Source organism: Massilia sp. CT11-137, assembly GCF_047302885.1.
GTDB lineage: Bacteria > Pseudomonadota > Gammaproteobacteria > Burkholderiales > Burkholderiaceae_D > Telluria > Telluria orientalis.
Map to the genome: position 1 here is coordinate 736,198 of NZ_JBKYMP010000002.1, position 15,203 is coordinate 751,400.

15 protein-coding genes are annotated in these 15,203 nt (G+C 65.8%); 8 read left to right on the top strand and 7 right to left on the bottom strand.

Annotation, left to right across the window (positions count from 1 at the left end; all coding sequences use genetic code 11):
- Position 1 precedes the first annotated feature (1 nt).
- On the bottom strand, positions 2-1,426 hold the full coding sequence (locus ACEN98_RS20010) for an alpha/beta hydrolase (RefSeq protein WP_413386667.1): 1,425 nt from the start codon (positions 1,424-1,426) through the stop codon (positions 2-4).
- A 271-nt stretch (positions 1,427-1,697) separates the two neighbouring features.
- On the opposite strand from ACEN98_RS20010, the gene rplM reads away from it, so the two are divergent.
- The 7 genes from rplM (at position 1,698) to ACEN98_RS20045 (ending at position 8,797) form a co-directional block, all read left to right on the top strand.
- A complete protein-coding gene (rplM, locus tag ACEN98_RS20015; RefSeq protein ID WP_036235400.1) occupies positions 1,698-2,126 on the top strand; it encodes a 50S ribosomal protein L13 in 429 nt (142 codons plus the stop codon).
- A 13-nt stretch (positions 2,127-2,139) separates the two neighbouring features.
- Positions 2,140-2,532 (top strand): 30S ribosomal protein S9, encoded by a 393-nt coding sequence (gene rpsI, locus ACEN98_RS20020; protein WP_028102305.1) that lies wholly within the window; start codon positions 2,140-2,142, stop codon positions 2,530-2,532.
- 381 nt (positions 2,533-2,913) lie between these two features.
- Entirely contained in the window at positions 2,914-3,951 is a 1,038-nt protein-coding gene (gene argC, locus ACEN98_RS20025) for an N-acetyl-gamma-glutamyl-phosphate reductase (RefSeq protein ID WP_413386669.1), read from the top strand.
- A gap of 108 nt (positions 3,952-4,059) precedes the next feature.
- Positions 4,060-4,473, top strand: a complete 414-nt coding sequence (locus ACEN98_RS20030; RefSeq protein ID WP_413340718.1) for a bactofilin family protein — start codon at positions 4,060-4,062, stop codon at positions 4,471-4,473.
- A 54-nt stretch (positions 4,474-4,527) separates the two neighbouring features.
- Positions 4,528-4,899 (top strand): iron-sulfur cluster insertion protein ErpA, encoded by a 372-nt coding sequence (erpA, locus tag ACEN98_RS20035; protein WP_056122323.1) that lies wholly within the window; start codon positions 4,528-4,530, stop codon positions 4,897-4,899.
- A gap of 297 nt (positions 4,900-5,196) precedes the next feature.
- Positions 5,197-6,543, top strand: coding sequence for a glycosyl hydrolase family 8 (locus ACEN98_RS20040; RefSeq protein ID WP_413386671.1), 1,347 nt, complete (start codon positions 5,197-5,199; stop codon positions 6,541-6,543).
- A 13-nt stretch (positions 6,544-6,556) separates the two neighbouring features.
- On the top strand, positions 6,557-8,797 hold the full coding sequence (locus ACEN98_RS20045) for a beta-glucosidase (protein ID WP_413386673.1): 2,241 nt from the start codon (positions 6,557-6,559) through the stop codon (positions 8,795-8,797).
- Between the two features lie 309 nt (positions 8,798-9,106).
- Here the strand turns inward: ACEN98_RS20045 and ACEN98_RS20050 are convergent, their stop codons facing one another.
- The 4 genes from ACEN98_RS20050 to ACEN98_RS20065 all read right to left on the bottom strand — a co-directional run bounded on the left by ACEN98_RS20050 (position 9,107) and on the right by ACEN98_RS20065 (position 11,574).
- Positions 9,107-9,418, bottom strand: a complete 312-nt coding sequence (locus ACEN98_RS20050; protein WP_413340723.1) for a Dabb family protein — start codon at positions 9,416-9,418, stop codon at positions 9,107-9,109.
- Positions 9,419-9,455: 37 nt separating this feature from the next.
- Entirely contained in the window at positions 9,456-10,355 is a 900-nt protein-coding gene (locus ACEN98_RS20055) for a DUF2145 domain-containing protein (RefSeq protein ID WP_413386675.1), read from the bottom strand.
- Entirely contained in the window at positions 10,355-10,834 is a 480-nt protein-coding gene (locus ACEN98_RS20060) for a hypothetical protein (protein WP_413386677.1), read from the bottom strand. The genes ACEN98_RS20055 and ACEN98_RS20060 overlap by 1 nt, the downstream gene beginning before the upstream one ends.
- A 104-nt stretch (positions 10,835-10,938) precedes the next feature.
- The gene (locus ACEN98_RS20065) at positions 10,939-11,574 is read right to left on the bottom strand and encodes an NAD(P)H-dependent oxidoreductase (RefSeq protein ID WP_413386679.1); all 636 of its coding nucleotides are present in this window, start codon (positions 11,572-11,574) and stop codon (positions 10,939-10,941) included.
- A gap of 73 nt (positions 11,575-11,647) precedes the next feature.
- Here ACEN98_RS20065 and ACEN98_RS20070 point away from each other — a divergent pair, with 73 nt between their 5' ends.
- Complete coding sequence (locus tag ACEN98_RS20070) at positions 11,648-12,583, top strand: LysR family transcriptional regulator (RefSeq protein ID WP_413386681.1); 936 nt, start codon at positions 11,648-11,650, stop codon at positions 12,581-12,583.
- Between the two features lie 4 nt (positions 12,584-12,587).
- On the opposite strand, the gene ACEN98_RS20075 is transcribed toward ACEN98_RS20070, so the two are convergent.
- Entirely contained in the window at positions 12,588-13,679 is a 1,092-nt protein-coding gene (locus ACEN98_RS20075) for an anhydro-N-acetylmuramic acid kinase (protein WP_413386683.1), read from the bottom strand.
- 73 nt (positions 13,680-13,752) lie between these two features.
- Positions 13,753-15,111 (bottom strand): peptidoglycan DD-metalloendopeptidase family protein, encoded by a 1,359-nt coding sequence (locus tag ACEN98_RS20080; protein ID WP_413386685.1) that lies wholly within the window; start codon positions 15,109-15,111, stop codon positions 13,753-13,755.
- Positions 15,112-15,203 lie beyond the last annotated feature (92 nt).

Here is a 15,203-nt window from a genome sequence, read left to right on the forward strand (position 1 = left end):
TTCAGGGTTGTGGTCCGGCGCTGCCGAGCTGGAAGGTCGGGGCCGGGATCTCGTTCAGGCAGGCGCCGTCGACTTTCGCGTCGGGCCGGTCGAGGAAGGTGCGCAACAGGCGCGGGGCGCAGCCCAGTTGCGACACGCCGTGGCCGACGTTCGGCGCCGTCAGCAGCTGCGCATGGTCCATGAAACGGGCGGCGTCCTGGGCGCGGCGCGGCGGCGTGACCGGGTCCAGTGCGCCGGACAGCAGCAGCACGGGCGCGGCGATGCGCGTGGGGGGCGTCTCCGGCACCGCCGGCACGTTCATGGCGCGGCACAGGCCGCGCAGGCGGTCGGCCAGGGTGCGCGTCAGCGGACTCGCATCGCTCGCGGCCAGCGCGGGCGTAAAGCGCGGCATGTCTTCGGCGCAGACGACGGCCAGGTGCAGCAGCGTGGCCGGCGAGCCGTCGGGGGAAAAGTCGGCGGCCAGGTTGCGGCGCGCGACGAACGGCTGCCAGCGGCCCGCGCTGGCGCTGTGCACGAGGAACGGCAGGCGGCGCGCGTCGGCCGGCGCATAGAGCATGTTGCGCACGGTGTCGAGCAGGCGCGCGCTCGTCATCGTGACGTCGATCTGGCGCGCCGTGCGCGGGTCGGGCAGGTTGAGTGTCAACGGCGCGGCATTGAGCTTGCCGACGAGGGCATCGAATTCGCCGCGCAGGTTCGGATAGGCGCGGGCGCAGGCGGCATCCCTGGCGCACTGGGCGAACAGCTGGTCGAGCGCGGCCTGGCTGTCGCGGCCCCCGGCCGGGATCACCTGGTCGGGCGCGGCAACGGCGTCGAGCAGCAGGGCGCGCGTGCCCGCTGGGTAGGCGCGCGCATACGCCTGCGCGAGGCGGGTGCCGTACGAGCCGCCCCACAGGTTGATCCTGTCATAGCCCAGCGCGCGGCGCACGGATTCGATGTCGCGCGCGGCGGCGGCCGTCGTGTACGCGGCGAACGGCGCCTTGCTGGCCGCGATGCAGCGGCGCAGGGCGGCGTCGGCGTCGGCATCGCTCAGCTGCGCATCCGCGTCGGCGTCGGATGGGCATTCCAGCTTGCCGGACAACCCCGTGCCGCGCTGGTCGACGAACACGATGTCGCGCGTGGCGCGCACGCGCTTGAAGGCGGTGGACAACAGGGGGAGCACGTCGCTGCCCGCTTCGCCGGGACCGCCGGCCAGCACGAACAGCGGATCCGGCCGCGCACCCTGGCGCAGGGCGGGGGCGATCGTCACGTGCAGGTTCAGGGTGGCGGGTTTGCCGGGTTCGAGCGGGACGGGCAGGGTCAGGCAGCGCAGGGCTTCCTCGACGCCGGGCAGGTGGCAGCTGCGCGTTGGTGCCGGCGTGGCGGGCGTCGCCGCGGCCGGGATCGTGGCCGCCAGCCATGCGCCCAGGAGCAGGATCGATTTCAACAAGTAGTCTCCTCTTCGATGCGGGTCATACTAATTTGACATCGATTTCGTGGTCAAATATTTCTTGCAAATAAGAGTTGCAAAATTGCATGATTCAGCGCGGAGGTCTTTGCGTTGGCTCGAGCCTGGTGCGGCTTGACTGTCGGGTGAGGAATCGGCTATAGTCGTGGGCTTTCCATTTGCTCGGGAAAAGACAATAAGGCAGAGTCCGCGATGTAGCATCGCCCGCGGAACCACCATTCGAGCATTAATTCCCTATACATAGGAAGTCAACATGAAAACTTTTTCCGCTAAGGGCCATGAAGTCCAGCGCGATTGGTACGTGATTGACGCGACGGACAAAGTCCTCGGACGTGTTGCCAGCGAAGTGGCACTCCGACTGCGCGGCAAGCACAAGCCGGAATTTACTCCGCACGTCGATACCGGTGATTTCATCGTCGTCGTCAACGCAGGCAAACTGCGCGTGACCGGCACCAAAGCCAACGACAAGAAGTACTACCGTCACTCGGGCTACCCGGGCGGTATCTACGAAACCAACTTCCTGAAAATGCAACAGCGTTTCCCGGGCCGCGCCCTGGAAAAAGCCGTCAAAGGCATGCTGCCGAAGGGCCCGCTGGGCTACGCAATGATCAAGAAGCTGAAAGTGTATGCGGAAGCTACGCACCCGCACGCTGCCCAGCAACCCAAAGCACTCGAAATCTAAGTAAGGAACTGACATGATCGGTAACTACAACTACGGCACCGGCCGTCGCAAGAGTGCAGTGGCCCGTGTGTTCATCAAGGCTGGCACCGGCCAGATCATCGTGAACGGCAAACCGGCCGCCGAATACTTCTCGCGCGAAACCGGCCTGATGGTCATCCGTCAACCGCTGGAACTGACCGGCAACGTCGAGCGTTTCGACATCAAGGTCAACGTGCATGGCGGCGGCGAGTCCGGCCAGGCAGGTGCAGTGCGCCACGGCATCACCCGTGCACTGATCGACTACGACGCAGGCCTGAAGGGCGACCTGGCACGTGCCGGTTTCGTCACCCGTGACGCCCGTGAAGTCGAGCGTAAGAAAGTTGGTCTGCGCAAAGCACGTCGCGCAAAGCAATTCTCGAAGCGTTAATCGGATCTGCAGCGCTTTTGCGCTGCTGCCGAAACGAAAAGCCGCCCGCTGCAAAGCCGGCGGCTTTTTTGTTTCCCAAGTTCAGGGTCAGGTCCCATTTTTCTTTAAATTCGGGGCCAGAGCACATTTTTTCGCTGTGTTGGATCGAGGTCTCTGCGCCTCGGCGGATGTCGTCACCCGATCGTTTCTCCTCTGCGGGAGAAAAATTCATTATCCCTGATGCAATTGTCAGGAAATGTGCTCTGACCCCGAATCTTTAAAATAATGTGCTCTGACCCCGAATGTAGACTTTAGCCATGCGGCAATGCAGCACATGCGAGGACAGCCTGCTAAAATTGCGGGCTCGTACGGAACGTATCCATTTATCAAGGGGAAACAGACATGATCAAAGTTGGCATCGTTGGCGGCACCGGCTACACGGGCGTAGAATTGCTGCGCCTGCTTGCTGCCCACCCCGAGGCGCAGCTGACCGCCATCACTTCGCGCAAGGAAGACGGCCTGCCCGTCGCCGACATGTTTCCCTCGCTGCGCGGCCACGTCGACATCGCGTTCTCGAGCCCGGACAAGGCCGACCTGAAGCAGTGCGACGTCGTGTTCTTCGCGACCCCGCACGGCGTCGCCATGGCCCAGGCGCCCGAGTTGATCGCCGCCGGCGTGAAGGTGATCGACCTCGCCGCCGACTTCCGCCTGAAGGACCAGGCCACGTTCGAGAAGTGGTACAAGATCCCGCACAGCGCGCCAGACCTGCTGGAAGAGGCCGTGTATGGCCTGCCGGAACTGAATCGCGAAGATATCAGCAAGGCGCGCCTGATCGCCAATCCGGGCTGCTATCCGACCACGATGCAGCTGGGCTTTTATCCGCTGCTGAAGGCGGGCATCATCGACGCAGGCAACCTGATCGCCGACGCCAAGTCGGGCGTGTCCGGCGCCGGCCGCAAGGCCGAGATCGGCACGTTGTTCTCGGAAGCGAGCGACAACTTCAAGGCCTATGGCGTGCATGGCCACCGCCACACGCCGGAGACGTCGGCCCAGCTGCAGCGCTACACGGACCAGAAGGTCGGCCTGATCTTCACGCCGCACCTCGTGCCGATGATCCGCGGCATGCATTCGACGCTGTACGCGCGCCTCACGCAGGACATCACGAACGAAGCCCTGCAAGCCCTGTTCGAAGAGCAGTACAAGGATGCGGAATTCGTCGACGTCATGCCGTTCGGCTCGCACCCGGAAACCCGCTCGACGCGCGGTTCGAACATGCTGCGCATCGCGCTGCACCGTCCGGACAACGGCAACACGGTCGTCATCCTCGTCGTGCAGGACAACCTGGTGAAGGGCGCGTCCGGCCAGGCCGTGCAGTGCATGAACCTGATGTTCGGCCTGCCGGAAAGCACCGGCCTGAAGCAGATCGCGCTGCTGCCGTAAACACGTCCTCTCGCAAGGCTTGGTCACAAGACACAGATCAAGGCGACCTGTGTTGGCAACGGTACATTGACCGTTGGACAGTACCAACGCCAAGCACAGGGGACAATCATGTTCGGTCGTAACGCAAAAAGCGAAATCGATAGCCTGATCGGCATTTCCGCACGCATCGAAGGGGATCTCGTATTCACCGGCGGGCTGCGCATCGACGGCGAGGTGCACGGCAACGTGATGGCCGCGGACGGCAACGACAGCGTGCTGATCGTTTCCGAACACGCGCGCATCGAAGGCGAGGTGCGCTGTTCCAACCTCGTCGTCAACGGGTATATCGCGGGCACGGTGTATTCGTCCGAACTCCTTGAATTGCAGCCGAAAGGCCGCATACATGGGGATGTCCATTACCGCCTGCTGGAAATGCACGGCGGTGCCCTCGTCACCGGCAAGTTGACCCATCACGCCGAGCCGGTGGCGGCCGCCGAACCCGTCTTCCACCTCGGCGTGGCGGCCGAAGGGGCTTCAGCATGACTGGCGCCAACGGTCTATAATGGACGAAATCCGAATCCAATCAGGAGTTTATCCATGAATGCAGTCGCCGAAGTGCAAAACGCACAAGACACGATCCCCACGCCCATCAATTTCACCGACAGCGCTGCCCAGAAGGTTGCTCAACTGATCGAGGAAGAAGGCAATCCCGACCTGAAACTGCGCGTGTTCGTGCAGGGCGGCGGTTGCTCGGGCTTCCAGTACGGCTTCACCTTCGACGAAATCGTGAACGAAGACGACACGACGATGGAAAAGAACGGCGTTCAGCTGTTGATCGATTCGATGAGCTACCAGTACCTGGTCGGCGCCGAAATCGACTACAAGGACGACCTCGAAGGCGCCCAGTTCGTCATCAAGAACCCGAACGCCCAGTCGACCTGCGGTTGCGGTTCGTCGTTCTCGATGTAAGCGATACCAGCCTCGACATCGAAAGCCGCCTCGGCATTGCCGGGGCGGTTTTTTTTTGTCCGTACGAAGTGTTGGATGCCGCCGTAATGACAATCCATTAACATTGCTAACAGTCACGCGCGTAGTACACTGACCACGCTCCACGAACGTGGCGGCAAGGAGACACATAACCCCTGTAACGAGAGAAAAACAATGTCGAGGGCACCAACTTTACGCTGCGGTGTTACCGCTATCATCCTCGCCTGGGCCGGTGCCGCCCAAGCGCAAGCACCATCCACCGACAAAGCCGCCACCACCATGGCAGCGACCGACGACGGCACCGGCGCCTACCGCACGCAGCGCTACCGCAACCTGTTCGCCGAACGCCTGGGGCGCAGCCCGCAGGAGACGCACGCGAAGATCGAGCAAGCCTTCCAGCGGCTGTTCCACGGCGACGGCCAGGAGGAGCGCGTCTACTTCGAGACGGGCGCCAACGCCAACGGCACGCTCGCGTACATCACGGACTGGGCCAACAACGACGCCCGCACGGAGGGCATGAGCTACGGCATGATGATCGCCGTCCAGCTCGGCAAGAAGCGCGAATTCGACGCGCTGTGGAACTGGTCGAAGACATACATGCTCACGACCGATCCCGCCAACCCGTCGCGCGGCTATTTCGCGTGGTCGATGGGCACGGACGGCACGCCGCGCGCCACCGGGGCCGCGCCGGACGGCGAGGAATACTATGCGATGGCGCTGTACTTCGCGGCGCGGCGCTGGGGTAACGGGAAGGGCATCTACGACTACCAGAAAGAAGCGGATACCATCCTGCGCGGCATGCGCCACCACCCCGTCGTGACCGCCACGCCGCCGTTCCGCATCCACCCCGGCGATCAGCCGTTCGTCGAGCCGGCCACGCCCTGGCCCAGCCCCAACAACCGCCGCGAACAGGAACAGGCGCAGAAAGCGGGCAAGCCGTGGCCGCCGCAGCGTCCGCACCGCGCGCCGCGCGCCGTCACCGTCGGGACTATGGTCGACGAGGCCCACGCGATGGTCCGCTTCGTGCCGGAGACGTTCATCCCCGGCACCGACCCGTCCTACCACCTGCCCGCGTTCTACGAGCTGTGGGCACGCTGGGGCCCGCGCGAGGACCGCGCGTTCTGGGCGCGCGCGGCGAGCGTCAGCCGCGACTTCTTCGTGAAGACGGCCGACCCCGCGACGGGCCTCGGCCCCGACCGCGCCGACTTCGACGGCACGCCGCTGAAGAACTGGGACGGCAGCCCGGGGTCGTTCGGCTACGACAGCTGGCGCACGATCAGCAACTGGTCCGTCGACCGCAGCTGGTGGAACAAGGATCCGCGCCAGCAGGCGCTTTCCGACCGCGTCCAGACGTTCCTCGCGGGCCAGGGAATCGACCGTTTCGCCGACCGCTACACGCTGGACGGCAAGCCGCTGTCCGACCGCCACTCGACCGGCATGCTGGCGGCAGCGGCCGTCGGCAGCCTGGCGGCCACGCCGGGGCAGGCATCCGACGACTTCCTGCGCGCGTTGTGGGCCACGCCCGTGCCCAGCGGCGAGCAGCGCTACTTCGACGGCATGCTGTACCTGATGAGCATGATGCATCTCGGCGGCGAATTCCGCGTGATCGATGCGCCCCACAAATAACAAGGAGACAAGCATGATGAAACAGAGGAAACAAACTGCGGTCGCGGTCCTTCTCGCCTGCGCGGCGATGGGCGCGCAGGCGCAGGACCGCGCGTGGTTCGACAAATCGAAATCCGCCGACGAACGCGCCCGCGCCGCCGTCGCCGCGATGACGCTCGACGAGAAGCTGCTGCTGATCGTCAGCTACACGGACAAGAAAGACCTGGCGAAGCAGCCGGACGATATCGTGCCGCCGGCAATCAAGGCCGACGTCGCGGCACACCACATCGAGGGCTCGGCCGGCTACGTGCCGGGCATCCCGCGCCTGGGCATCCCGGCGCAGTGGCAGACCGACGCGTCGATCGGCGTGCGCGTGGGCGGCATGGAGCGCACGGCGCTGCCGTCTTCGCTGGCGACGGCGGCCAGCTTCGACCCGGCCGTCTCCGAAGCGGGCGGCCGCATGATCGCGGACGAGGCGCGCGCCTCCGGCTTCAACACGTTCCTGGCCGGCGGCGCGAACCTGGCGCGCGAGCCGCGCAATGGCCGCAACTTCGAATACGTGGGCGAGGACCCGTTGCTGGCCGGCCGCATGGCGGCAGGTCTCATCAACGGCATCCAGGCGCGCCACGTGGTGTCGACGATGAAGCACTTCGCCGTCAACGACCACGAAAGCCAGCGCACGACGGTCGACGTCACGATCTCGCCGGAAGCGATGCGCCAGTCGGACCTGCTCGCGTTCGAGATCGTCAATGACCTGTCGAAACCGGGCTCCGTCATGTGCTCGTACAACCTCGTGAACGGCCGCTGGGCATGCGAGAACGAATACCTGCTGAACAAGACGCTGAAGCAGGACTGGAAGTTCAAGGGCTATGTGATGGCCGACTGGGGCGCCGTCCACTCGACGGCGGACGCCGCCAACTATGGGCTCGACCAGTTCACGGGCTACCCGTGCTGCAACCACCACGGCCCGTTCTACTCGGCGAAGAATTTCAAGGAGGCGATGAACAAGGGCGACGTCTCGATGCGCCGCCTCGATGACATGGCGCAGCGCATCCTGTGGCCGCTGTTCCAGACCGGCGCGTTCGACGATCCGCCGAAAGTCGGCAAGATCGATTTCGCAGCAAACGCCGCCGTCGCGCAGCGCGCCGCCGAGGAATCGCTCGTGCTGCTGAAGAACGAGGGCAATTTGCTGCCGCTGGCGAACGTGAAGTCGGTGGCCGTCATCGGCGGCCATGCGGACAAGGGCGTGCTGGCGGGCGGCGGTTCGTCCGGCGTGACGCCCGTCGGCGGCAATGCCGTGCCGAACCTGGAGCCGACGAAGTGGCCCGGCCCCGTGATCTACATGCCGTCGGCGCCGCTGGCGGCGTTGAAAGCCGAACTGCCGAAGGCGAAGGTTGCGTACGCGAGCGGCAAGGACATCGACGCGGCCGTCGCGCTGGCGAAGCAGTCGGAGGTCGCCGTCGTGTTCGTGACGCAGTGGATGGGCGAGGGCTTCGACGGCAAGCTGGAACTGGACGGCAACCAGGATGCGCTGGTCGCCGCCGTCGCGCGCGCCAATCCGAAGACAATCGTCGTCGTGGAATCGGGCGGTGCGATCCTGATGCCGTGGCTGCCGCAGGTGCCGGCCGTGCTGGAGGCGTTCTATCCGGGCATCCGCGGCGGCCAGGCGATCGCGCGCATCCTGACCGGTAAAGTGAATCCGTCGGGGCACCTGCCGATCAGCTTCCCCGCATCGAATCTACAACTTGCCCATGCGCAGATTCCGGGCTTCGGCAAGCCGGACGGCATCCCCGTCCACATCACGTATCACGACGGCGCGGCGATCGGCTACAAGTGGTACGACGCGAAAGGGTATAAACCGTTATTCGCGTTCGGCCACGGCCTCAGTTACACGAGCTTCGCGGTCGCCGATCCGAAGGCCAGCGTCGCCAATGGCGCGCTGACGGTCGGTGCCGCGCTGCGCAACACGGGCAAGCTCGCGGGCAAGGGTGTCGTGCAGGTGTATGTGGCGCCGGCGGATGTGAATGCGTCGGGCTGGGAAGCACCGAAGCGTCTCGTCGCGTTCCACAAGCTCGATCTGAAGGCCGGTGGCGCGAACACGTTCACGCAGGCCGTCGATCCGCGCCTGCTGGCGACGTACGAGGTCGCGGACAACAGCTGGCGCGTCCGCGCGGGCACGTACCGCGTGCTGTTCGGGCAGGCGGCGGACGACCTGCCGGTCTCGGTGGACGTGACATTGCCGGAGATGACCTGGAGCGCCGTCCACAAAGACTGAGGCATTATTTCGAGTCGGGTGGGGCACCACGTGCCCATGCGGACGCCGGCATCATGCGTACGTCACGCGTGGGCGGAGGGCCGCCCACCCTACCGAGGCATTATTTCACCACGTGCCCATGCGGACGCCGGCATCATGCGTATGTCACGCGTGGGCGGAGGGCCGCCCACCCTACCGAGGCATTATTTCACCACGTGCTCACGCGGACGCCGGCATCATGCGTACGTCACGCGTGGGCGGAGGGCCGCCCACCCTACCGGGCATTATTTCGCGTAGGGTGGGCACCACGTGCCCACGCGGACATATGCGTTATCTGGCCCAGTAATCCAGCACCAGCGATTTGGCGAGAGAAGGCTTGAGCATCTCGACAAAGCGCTGGTGCGCCGGATGCACGAGATAGGCGTCGCGGTCTTCGGCTTGAGCGAACGTCAACGTGAAGCAGTGCGTGAAGCCGTCGTTCAGGCCTTCCGGGCTCACGTTCGTGCCCCATTCGTAGGCCGTGATGCCGGGGATGGCCGCAGGCAGGGCGGCGAAGCCGGTCACGATGGCGTCGACGTCGTCGTACGAGGCGTCGTCCTTGAACGCGAACAGGACGACGTGGCGGAGCAGTTGGCTGGACATGGGGTGGTCGGATAAGTTGACGAGGCGTCATCTTACATCAGGGCGCGAGGGCGATCACATCGTCGCCCGGCAGCGGCTCGCAGCCCGGCCCCAGTGGTTCCCAGCCGCGGTGCACGACGATGTGGCGCTCGTCGTGGCACAGTTCCACGCGGCGCGTATGCGGGGACTCCCGCCGTACGAAATCCTCGATCGCCGTCGGCACGCTGATGTGCAGCGCGAGCGCGTGGATGTCGTCGAGCGGATGGTCGCCCACGTGCACGAGGGGCACGAACTGGCCGGCGAACATCAGCCAGTGCGACGGGATGCGGACGGGCGTGTCCGCATAGCCTTGCGCGCGCAGCCACGCCTGTGCGCGCGCGCGCGCGGGATCGGCCGGATCGAGGCGGCCCCACGCGAATGCGATCAGCTCCGCCACCCACTGGTTGCAGTTCTGGTAGCGCGTGCCGAACGCGTACGCGTTGGCGCTGTAGCGTGTGCCCAGCAGCGCGAGGGCCAGCGGCTTGTCGAGCGCGGCCCGTTCAAGCAGCGCGCTGTCCTGCTCGGGCGGGAACAGCAGGGCGACGTGGCCATGCGTGGGCGCGTCGGCGCCGAGCACGAAGCCGGACATGCCCTGGTCGAACAGGCGCGGACGCGATTCGTCGCACGCGTAATACAGCTGGCGCACGGCCCACGGCCCGCCGGGATTGTTTTTCAGCGCGATGCCCGCGTGCGAATACAGCAGGCCGAAGCGGGAGAGGTCCAGGCCCGCGCGCGCGACGAGGGCGAGACTGCTGCCGGAACGCGCCAATTCATCCTTCACCGCGGCGGCGAAGCGCAGCACGCGGTCCTGGTCCGCGGCCGTGACCTTGCCGGCGCGGTCGCAGAAGGTCGGGATGCCGGCCGATGCCCCCGCGCTCGCGCACAGCAGCAGCGCGGCCGCGAGGAACCGCCGGAACATCAGATCGTCACTTTGCGCGACGCGAGGTCGCGGTACCAGTCGTCCTGCAGCGCGAGGAAGAACGGTTTCTTCGTGTCGCCGTACGCGAATTCGTAGCCGTACACGCGCTCGTTCACTTGCACGACTTCATCCTTGGCGACGCGGCGCTCGGCCAGCGCGCGGTCGGGTACGTCGACCCAGAACTGGGTGGCGGCATCGCCCGCGACGGCGCGCAGCGTGATACGCGTTCTTGCTTCCTTGCCCGCCTTGGCCGGTGCCACGGCGACGTCGATCACGCGGTACGGGCCGGTCTCCGCGCGCTTGTTGTCGCCGCTCGAGCTGTTGCTGGAGCCGCCGATCGAATCGGAGATGCTGCCCGACGATGCGGAACCCGCGCTGGACGCGGACGACGCGAAGCTGTCGGCTTGAGCGGGTACGGACACCACGGCGGCGGCGGCCAGCGCCAGGGCGAGCGCACGGGTGAAATTCGTGTAGGTCATTGCGAAATCTTTCTTAAGCACATTGGATAACGCAATGGTACAAGTGCCGTGTGCCGCTGAGAAGGCGAACGTGGTTTTGTTACAAACGACCCGCCGCGGCGGGATCAGTCGATTTCGGTGACGAACTGGTCGAGCGGGCGGCGCACCTTCGGCAGGTTGACCAGCCAGTCCTGCTCGGCCTTGCGGTAGCCCAGCGGCAGCATGACGACGCTGCGCAGGTGTTGCTCGCGCAGCTTCAGGATGGCGTCGACGGCGGCCGGGTCGAAGCCTTCCATCGGCGTCGCGTCGACTTGCTCGAACGCCGCCGCGATGACGGCCGCGCCGAAGCCGATGTAGGCCTGGCGTGCGGCATGCTCGAAGTTCACCTGCGCGCCGCGGCCCGGATAGGTCGACAGCAGTTGCTGGCGGTACGCTTCCCAGCCTTCGTTGCGGAAGCCGCGCACTTCGTTGGTCAGGTCGAACATGTGGTTGATGCGTTCCGGCGTGTAGTCGTCCCAGGCGGCGAACACCAGCAGGTGCGACGCATCCGTGACCTGTGCCTGGTTCCACGCCACTTCACGGATCTGCGCGCGCAGTGCCGGATTCTTGATGACCAGGATCTCGTAGGGCTGCAGGCCGGACGACGTCGGCGCCAGGCGGGCGGCCTCGATGATGCGGTCGATCTTGTCCTGGGCGACCGGACGGGTCGGATCCATTGCCTTGGTGGCGTAGCGCCATTGCAATTTATTCAGTAATTCCATGAGTGACCTTATGAGTGGTGAGTGGTGACATTGTATTTTCTCCTCGCGGTGCAATAAACTAGGCGATCAGCAAATGATTTGTTCGCGAAAGGTGAAGATGGCCCGCAAGTTCGATCACTTGTCGGATGTGGAGGTGTTGCTCAGCGTGATCGAACACGGGTCATTCAGCGCCGCGGCCGTGGTGCTGTCGACCACGGCGTCGGTACTGAGCCGCGCCATCTCGCGGCTGGAAACCCGCCTGGGCGCGCAGTTGCTGCGGCGTAGCACGCGCAGCCTGAGCCTGACCGATGCCGGCCGCCGCTACGCCGAGGAGGTGCGCGGCGCGTTCGCGCAGATCGAGCAGGCGGAACGCACGATCCGCAGCACGACGGTGCAACTGAGCGGCAAGGTGCGCATGAGCGTGCCCACCAGCTACGGCAGGCAACGCCTGCCCGCGCTGCTCGCCGCCTATGCGCGCGCCTATCCGCTGGTCGAACTGGAGGTCGACATCAGTAACCGCAACGTCGACCTGGTGGCGGAAGGGTTCGACCTGGCCATCCGTTCCGGCCCGCTCCCCAGCAGCAGCATGGTGGCGCGTCCGCTCGAAGTGTCGCCGCTGTGCCTGGTCGCCGCGCCGGACTACCTGGAGGCGGCGGGACCGTTGTGCGGCCTCGCCGACCTGGCGCGCCAGCGTTGCATCGCCTTCATCCGTCCCAGCACCGGACGCGTGATCCCGTGGCATTTGCGCGACGACGGGCGCGACATCGACTGGATGCCGCCGGCCGCCGTCACGGTGGCGACGGACGTCATGGGCGTCGTGTGGTTCGCGGAGCAGGGGATGGGCATCGCGCTGTGCCCGCGCATCTTTGCCGAGGATAGCCTGGCCGCAGGCCGCCTGACCGAGGTGTTGCCCGGCCTGGGCGGGCGCACGCGGACATTCTCTCTGGTCTATCCGGCCCACCGCAGCCTGTCGGCCGCCTCGCGCGCGCTGATCGACATGCTGGTGGCGGGCCACACAGGAATTTCTTGAGGGATCAGGCCGGATACAGCGCGCCGAGGATGCGCGGCCCGGCGGCGCCCGTCACGGCCGGCAGGTTGCCCGGCTGGCGGCGCAGGAAGCGGTAGCCGAGCCAAGCGAACGCGAGGGCTTCCACGCGGTTCGGCGCGACGCCCAGCGTCGCCGTCGACGCGACCGGGATAGTACCGCCGAGCGCGTCGGCGAGGTCGCGCAGCAGCACGCCGTTATAGGCGCCGCCGCCGCACACGTAGACGGCTTGCGCGTCGGCCTCCGCCTGGATGGCGCGGGCGATCGTCACGGCCGTCAGGCGCGTCAGGGTGGCCTGCACGTCGGCGGGTGAGGCTCCCGGCCGCTGCGCCAGCTTCGCATCGAGCCACGCCGCGTGGAACAGGTCGCGGCCCGTGCTCTTGGGCGGCGGCTGGCGGAAATAGGGTTCATCCAACAGCAGGTCGAGCAGGGGCGCGTCGACGGTGCCCGTCGCGGCCCAGGCGCCGTCCTGGTCGTAGGCCTTGCCCTGGTGGCGTGCGATCCACAAGTCCATCAGCACGTTGCCGGGGCCGGTGTCGTAGCCGCTCACGCGGCCGTCGCCGTGCAACACGCTGATGTTGCCGATGCCGCCGATGTTGACGACGGCGCGCACCTGGTCGCGCTTGCCGAACCGGGCTTCGTGGAACGCGGGGACGAGCGGGGCGCCCTGGCCGCCGGCGGCGACGTCGCGGCTGCGGAAGTCGGCGATGACGTCGATGCCGGTGAGCTCGGCCAGCAGCGCCGGATTATTGGTCTGGCGGGTAAAACCCAGTTCGGGGCGGTGGCGGATCGTCTGGCCGTGCACGGCGACGGCGCGGACCGGGCCCGGCGCCGCGGCGGCCAGCGTCTTGACGCACTCGGCGTAGCAACGGGCCAGCGCGTTGGCGGCGAGCGCTTCACGCTCCAGTTCGTTGGCGCTGGCGGCCTGCAAGGCCATCAGTTCGGCGCGCAGGTCGGCCGGGAAGGGCGTGAAGGCAGCGTCCAGCGTGCGGATGCCGCGGCCGTTGAAATCGGCCAGCACGCCGTCGACGCCGTCCAGGCTGGTGCCGGACATCAGCCCGATGTAGAGAGTGGATGCCATTATCGACTCCTGAAAGCAAAACGCCTTGCACGCATGTCGACGTGCAAGGCGTTCGTTGAACGACGCTGAAGGATCAGCGCGCAGCCATCGCGTTACCGGCCGGCGACAGCAGCGAGAAGCGGTGCGACATCTCGGCCGCGGCCATTTTGAAGCGGGTCATTTCGCCCGGCGTCAGCGGCTGCTGCTGCAGGTTCTTCATTGCCATCGGGTCGGTGGCGCGGCCGCCGATGCGGAATTCGTAGTGCAGGTGCGGGCCCGTTGCCCAGCCCGTCGTGCCCACGTAGCCGATCACGTCGCCCTGCGACACTTTCTGGCCGCGGTGCAGGCCGCTGGCGAAGCGGCTCATGTGGCCGTACGCGGTACTGTAGTTGGACCAGTGCTTGAGCACGACAAAGTTGCCGTAGCCGTTCTGGGTGCCGACGAATTCGACGACGCCGTCGCCCGATGCCTTGATCGGGGTACCCATCGGTGCGGCCATGTCGACGCCTTCGTGCTTCTTCCAGGTGCCGAACACCGGGTGCACGCGCATCGAGAAGCCCGACGAGATGCGGTTGAACGCCACCGGCGACTTCAGGAATGCCTTCTTCAGCGACTTGCCGTCCAGGCTGTAGTAACCGCCCTGGTGGGTGACGGGGTCTTCGTACCAGACGGACTGGTAGGCGACGCCGCGGTTGACGAATTCGCCGGCCAGGATGCGGCCCGTGCGCACCATCTCGCCATCCAGCCAGAAGGTTTCGTAGACGACGTTGAAACGGTCGCCGCGCTTCAGGTCCGAGCGGAAGTCGATGCTCGTCGAGAACATCTCGATGATCTGGTTGACGACGGAATCGGGGATCTGGCTGCCGTCGACGGCATCGTCGGTGGCGGCGTACAGCGAGCTGGTGATGTTGCGCGAACGCATCTCAACGCGGCGCTCGAGCTGTGCAGGCGCGGAATTCGATACGAATTTGTCGCCCTTGCGCGTGATGGTGACGGTCTTGAACTGGTCCTTGTCGGCGATCGTCGCGTGCAGGGTCAGCAGCAGGCCGTTCTCGTCGGTCTCGGCCTGGATGCGCTTGCCGGTCTTGAGCGAGAGGATGGAGCGGGCGGTCTTGTCGCTGCGGACGAAGGCCTGGGCTTGCTGGTCTTCGATGCCGAGGCGGTTGAACACGGTGCCGAGCGAGTCGCCGGCACGGATGCGTTCTTCGTGGATGAATTGCTGCTGGTCTTGCTGGAGGGCGGCGATCTGGTCTGCCAGGTTCGGCAGTTGCAGGTCTTGCGCGACTGATTTGACCGGCATGTCCGACGCGTCCGGAGCGATCGGGGCGACTGCGGTGGCGCCGAAGGCGCACAGTGCCAGGGCTGCGGCACCCCCGGCTACGATGCGGGTTTTGCGGCTCGTTTCAGCCAGACCAAACCAGCGCTTGCCGGCGATTTTCTGTAATGGGTTCATGCAATCAGTTAAAATTTACCGCTTGAACAGCCCAAGACACCGTGATTTTTTTGTCGTTGTTATTAGTGTTGTCGTTGAAACTTTTCGTGCGG

Coding starts and splice junctions, on each gene's coding strand:
- rplM (WP_036235400.1), top strand. CDS start 1,698: ATGAAAACTTTTTCCGCTAAGGGCCATGAAGTCCAGCGCGATTGGTAC.
- rpsI (WP_028102305.1), top strand. CDS start 2,140: ATGATCGGTAACTACAACTACGGCACCGGCCGTCGCAAGAGTGCAGTG.
- argC (WP_413386669.1), top strand. CDS start 2,914: ATGATCAAAGTTGGCATCGTTGGCGGCACCGGCTACACGGGCGTAGAA.
- ACEN98_RS20030 (WP_413340718.1), top strand. CDS start 4,060: ATGTTCGGTCGTAACGCAAAAAGCGAAATCGATAGCCTGATCGGCATT.
- erpA (WP_056122323.1), top strand. CDS start 4,528: ATGAATGCAGTCGCCGAAGTGCAAAACGCACAAGACACGATCCCCACG.
- ACEN98_RS20040 (WP_413386671.1), top strand. CDS start 5,197: ATGGCAGCGACCGACGACGGCACCGGCGCCTACCGCACGCAGCGCTAC.
- ACEN98_RS20045 (WP_413386673.1), top strand. CDS start 6,557: ATGATGAAACAGAGGAAACAAACTGCGGTCGCGGTCCTTCTCGCCTGC.
- ACEN98_RS20050 (WP_413340723.1), bottom strand. CDS start 9,418: ATGTCCAGCCAACTGCTCCGCCACGTCGTCCTGTTCGCGTTCAAGGAC.
- ACEN98_RS20055 (WP_413386675.1), bottom strand. CDS start 10,355: ATGTTCCGGCGGTTCCTCGCGGCCGCGCTGCTGCTGTGCGCGAGCGCG.
- ACEN98_RS20060 (WP_413386677.1), bottom strand. CDS start 10,834: ATGACCTACACGAATTTCACCCGTGCGCTCGCCCTGGCGCTGGCCGCC.
- ACEN98_RS20065 (WP_413386679.1), bottom strand. CDS start 11,574: ATGGAATTACTGAATAAATTGCAATGGCGCTACGCCACCAAGGCAATG.
- ACEN98_RS20070 (WP_413386681.1), top strand. CDS start 11,648: ATGATTTGTTCGCGAAAGGTGAAGATGGCCCGCAAGTTCGATCACTTG.
- ACEN98_RS20075 (WP_413386683.1), bottom strand. CDS start 13,679: ATGGCATCCACTCTCTACATCGGGCTGATGTCCGGCACCAGCCTGGAC.
- ACEN98_RS20080 (WP_413386685.1), bottom strand. CDS start 15,111: ATGAACCCATTACAGAAAATCGCCGGCAAGCGCTGGTTTGGTCTGGCT.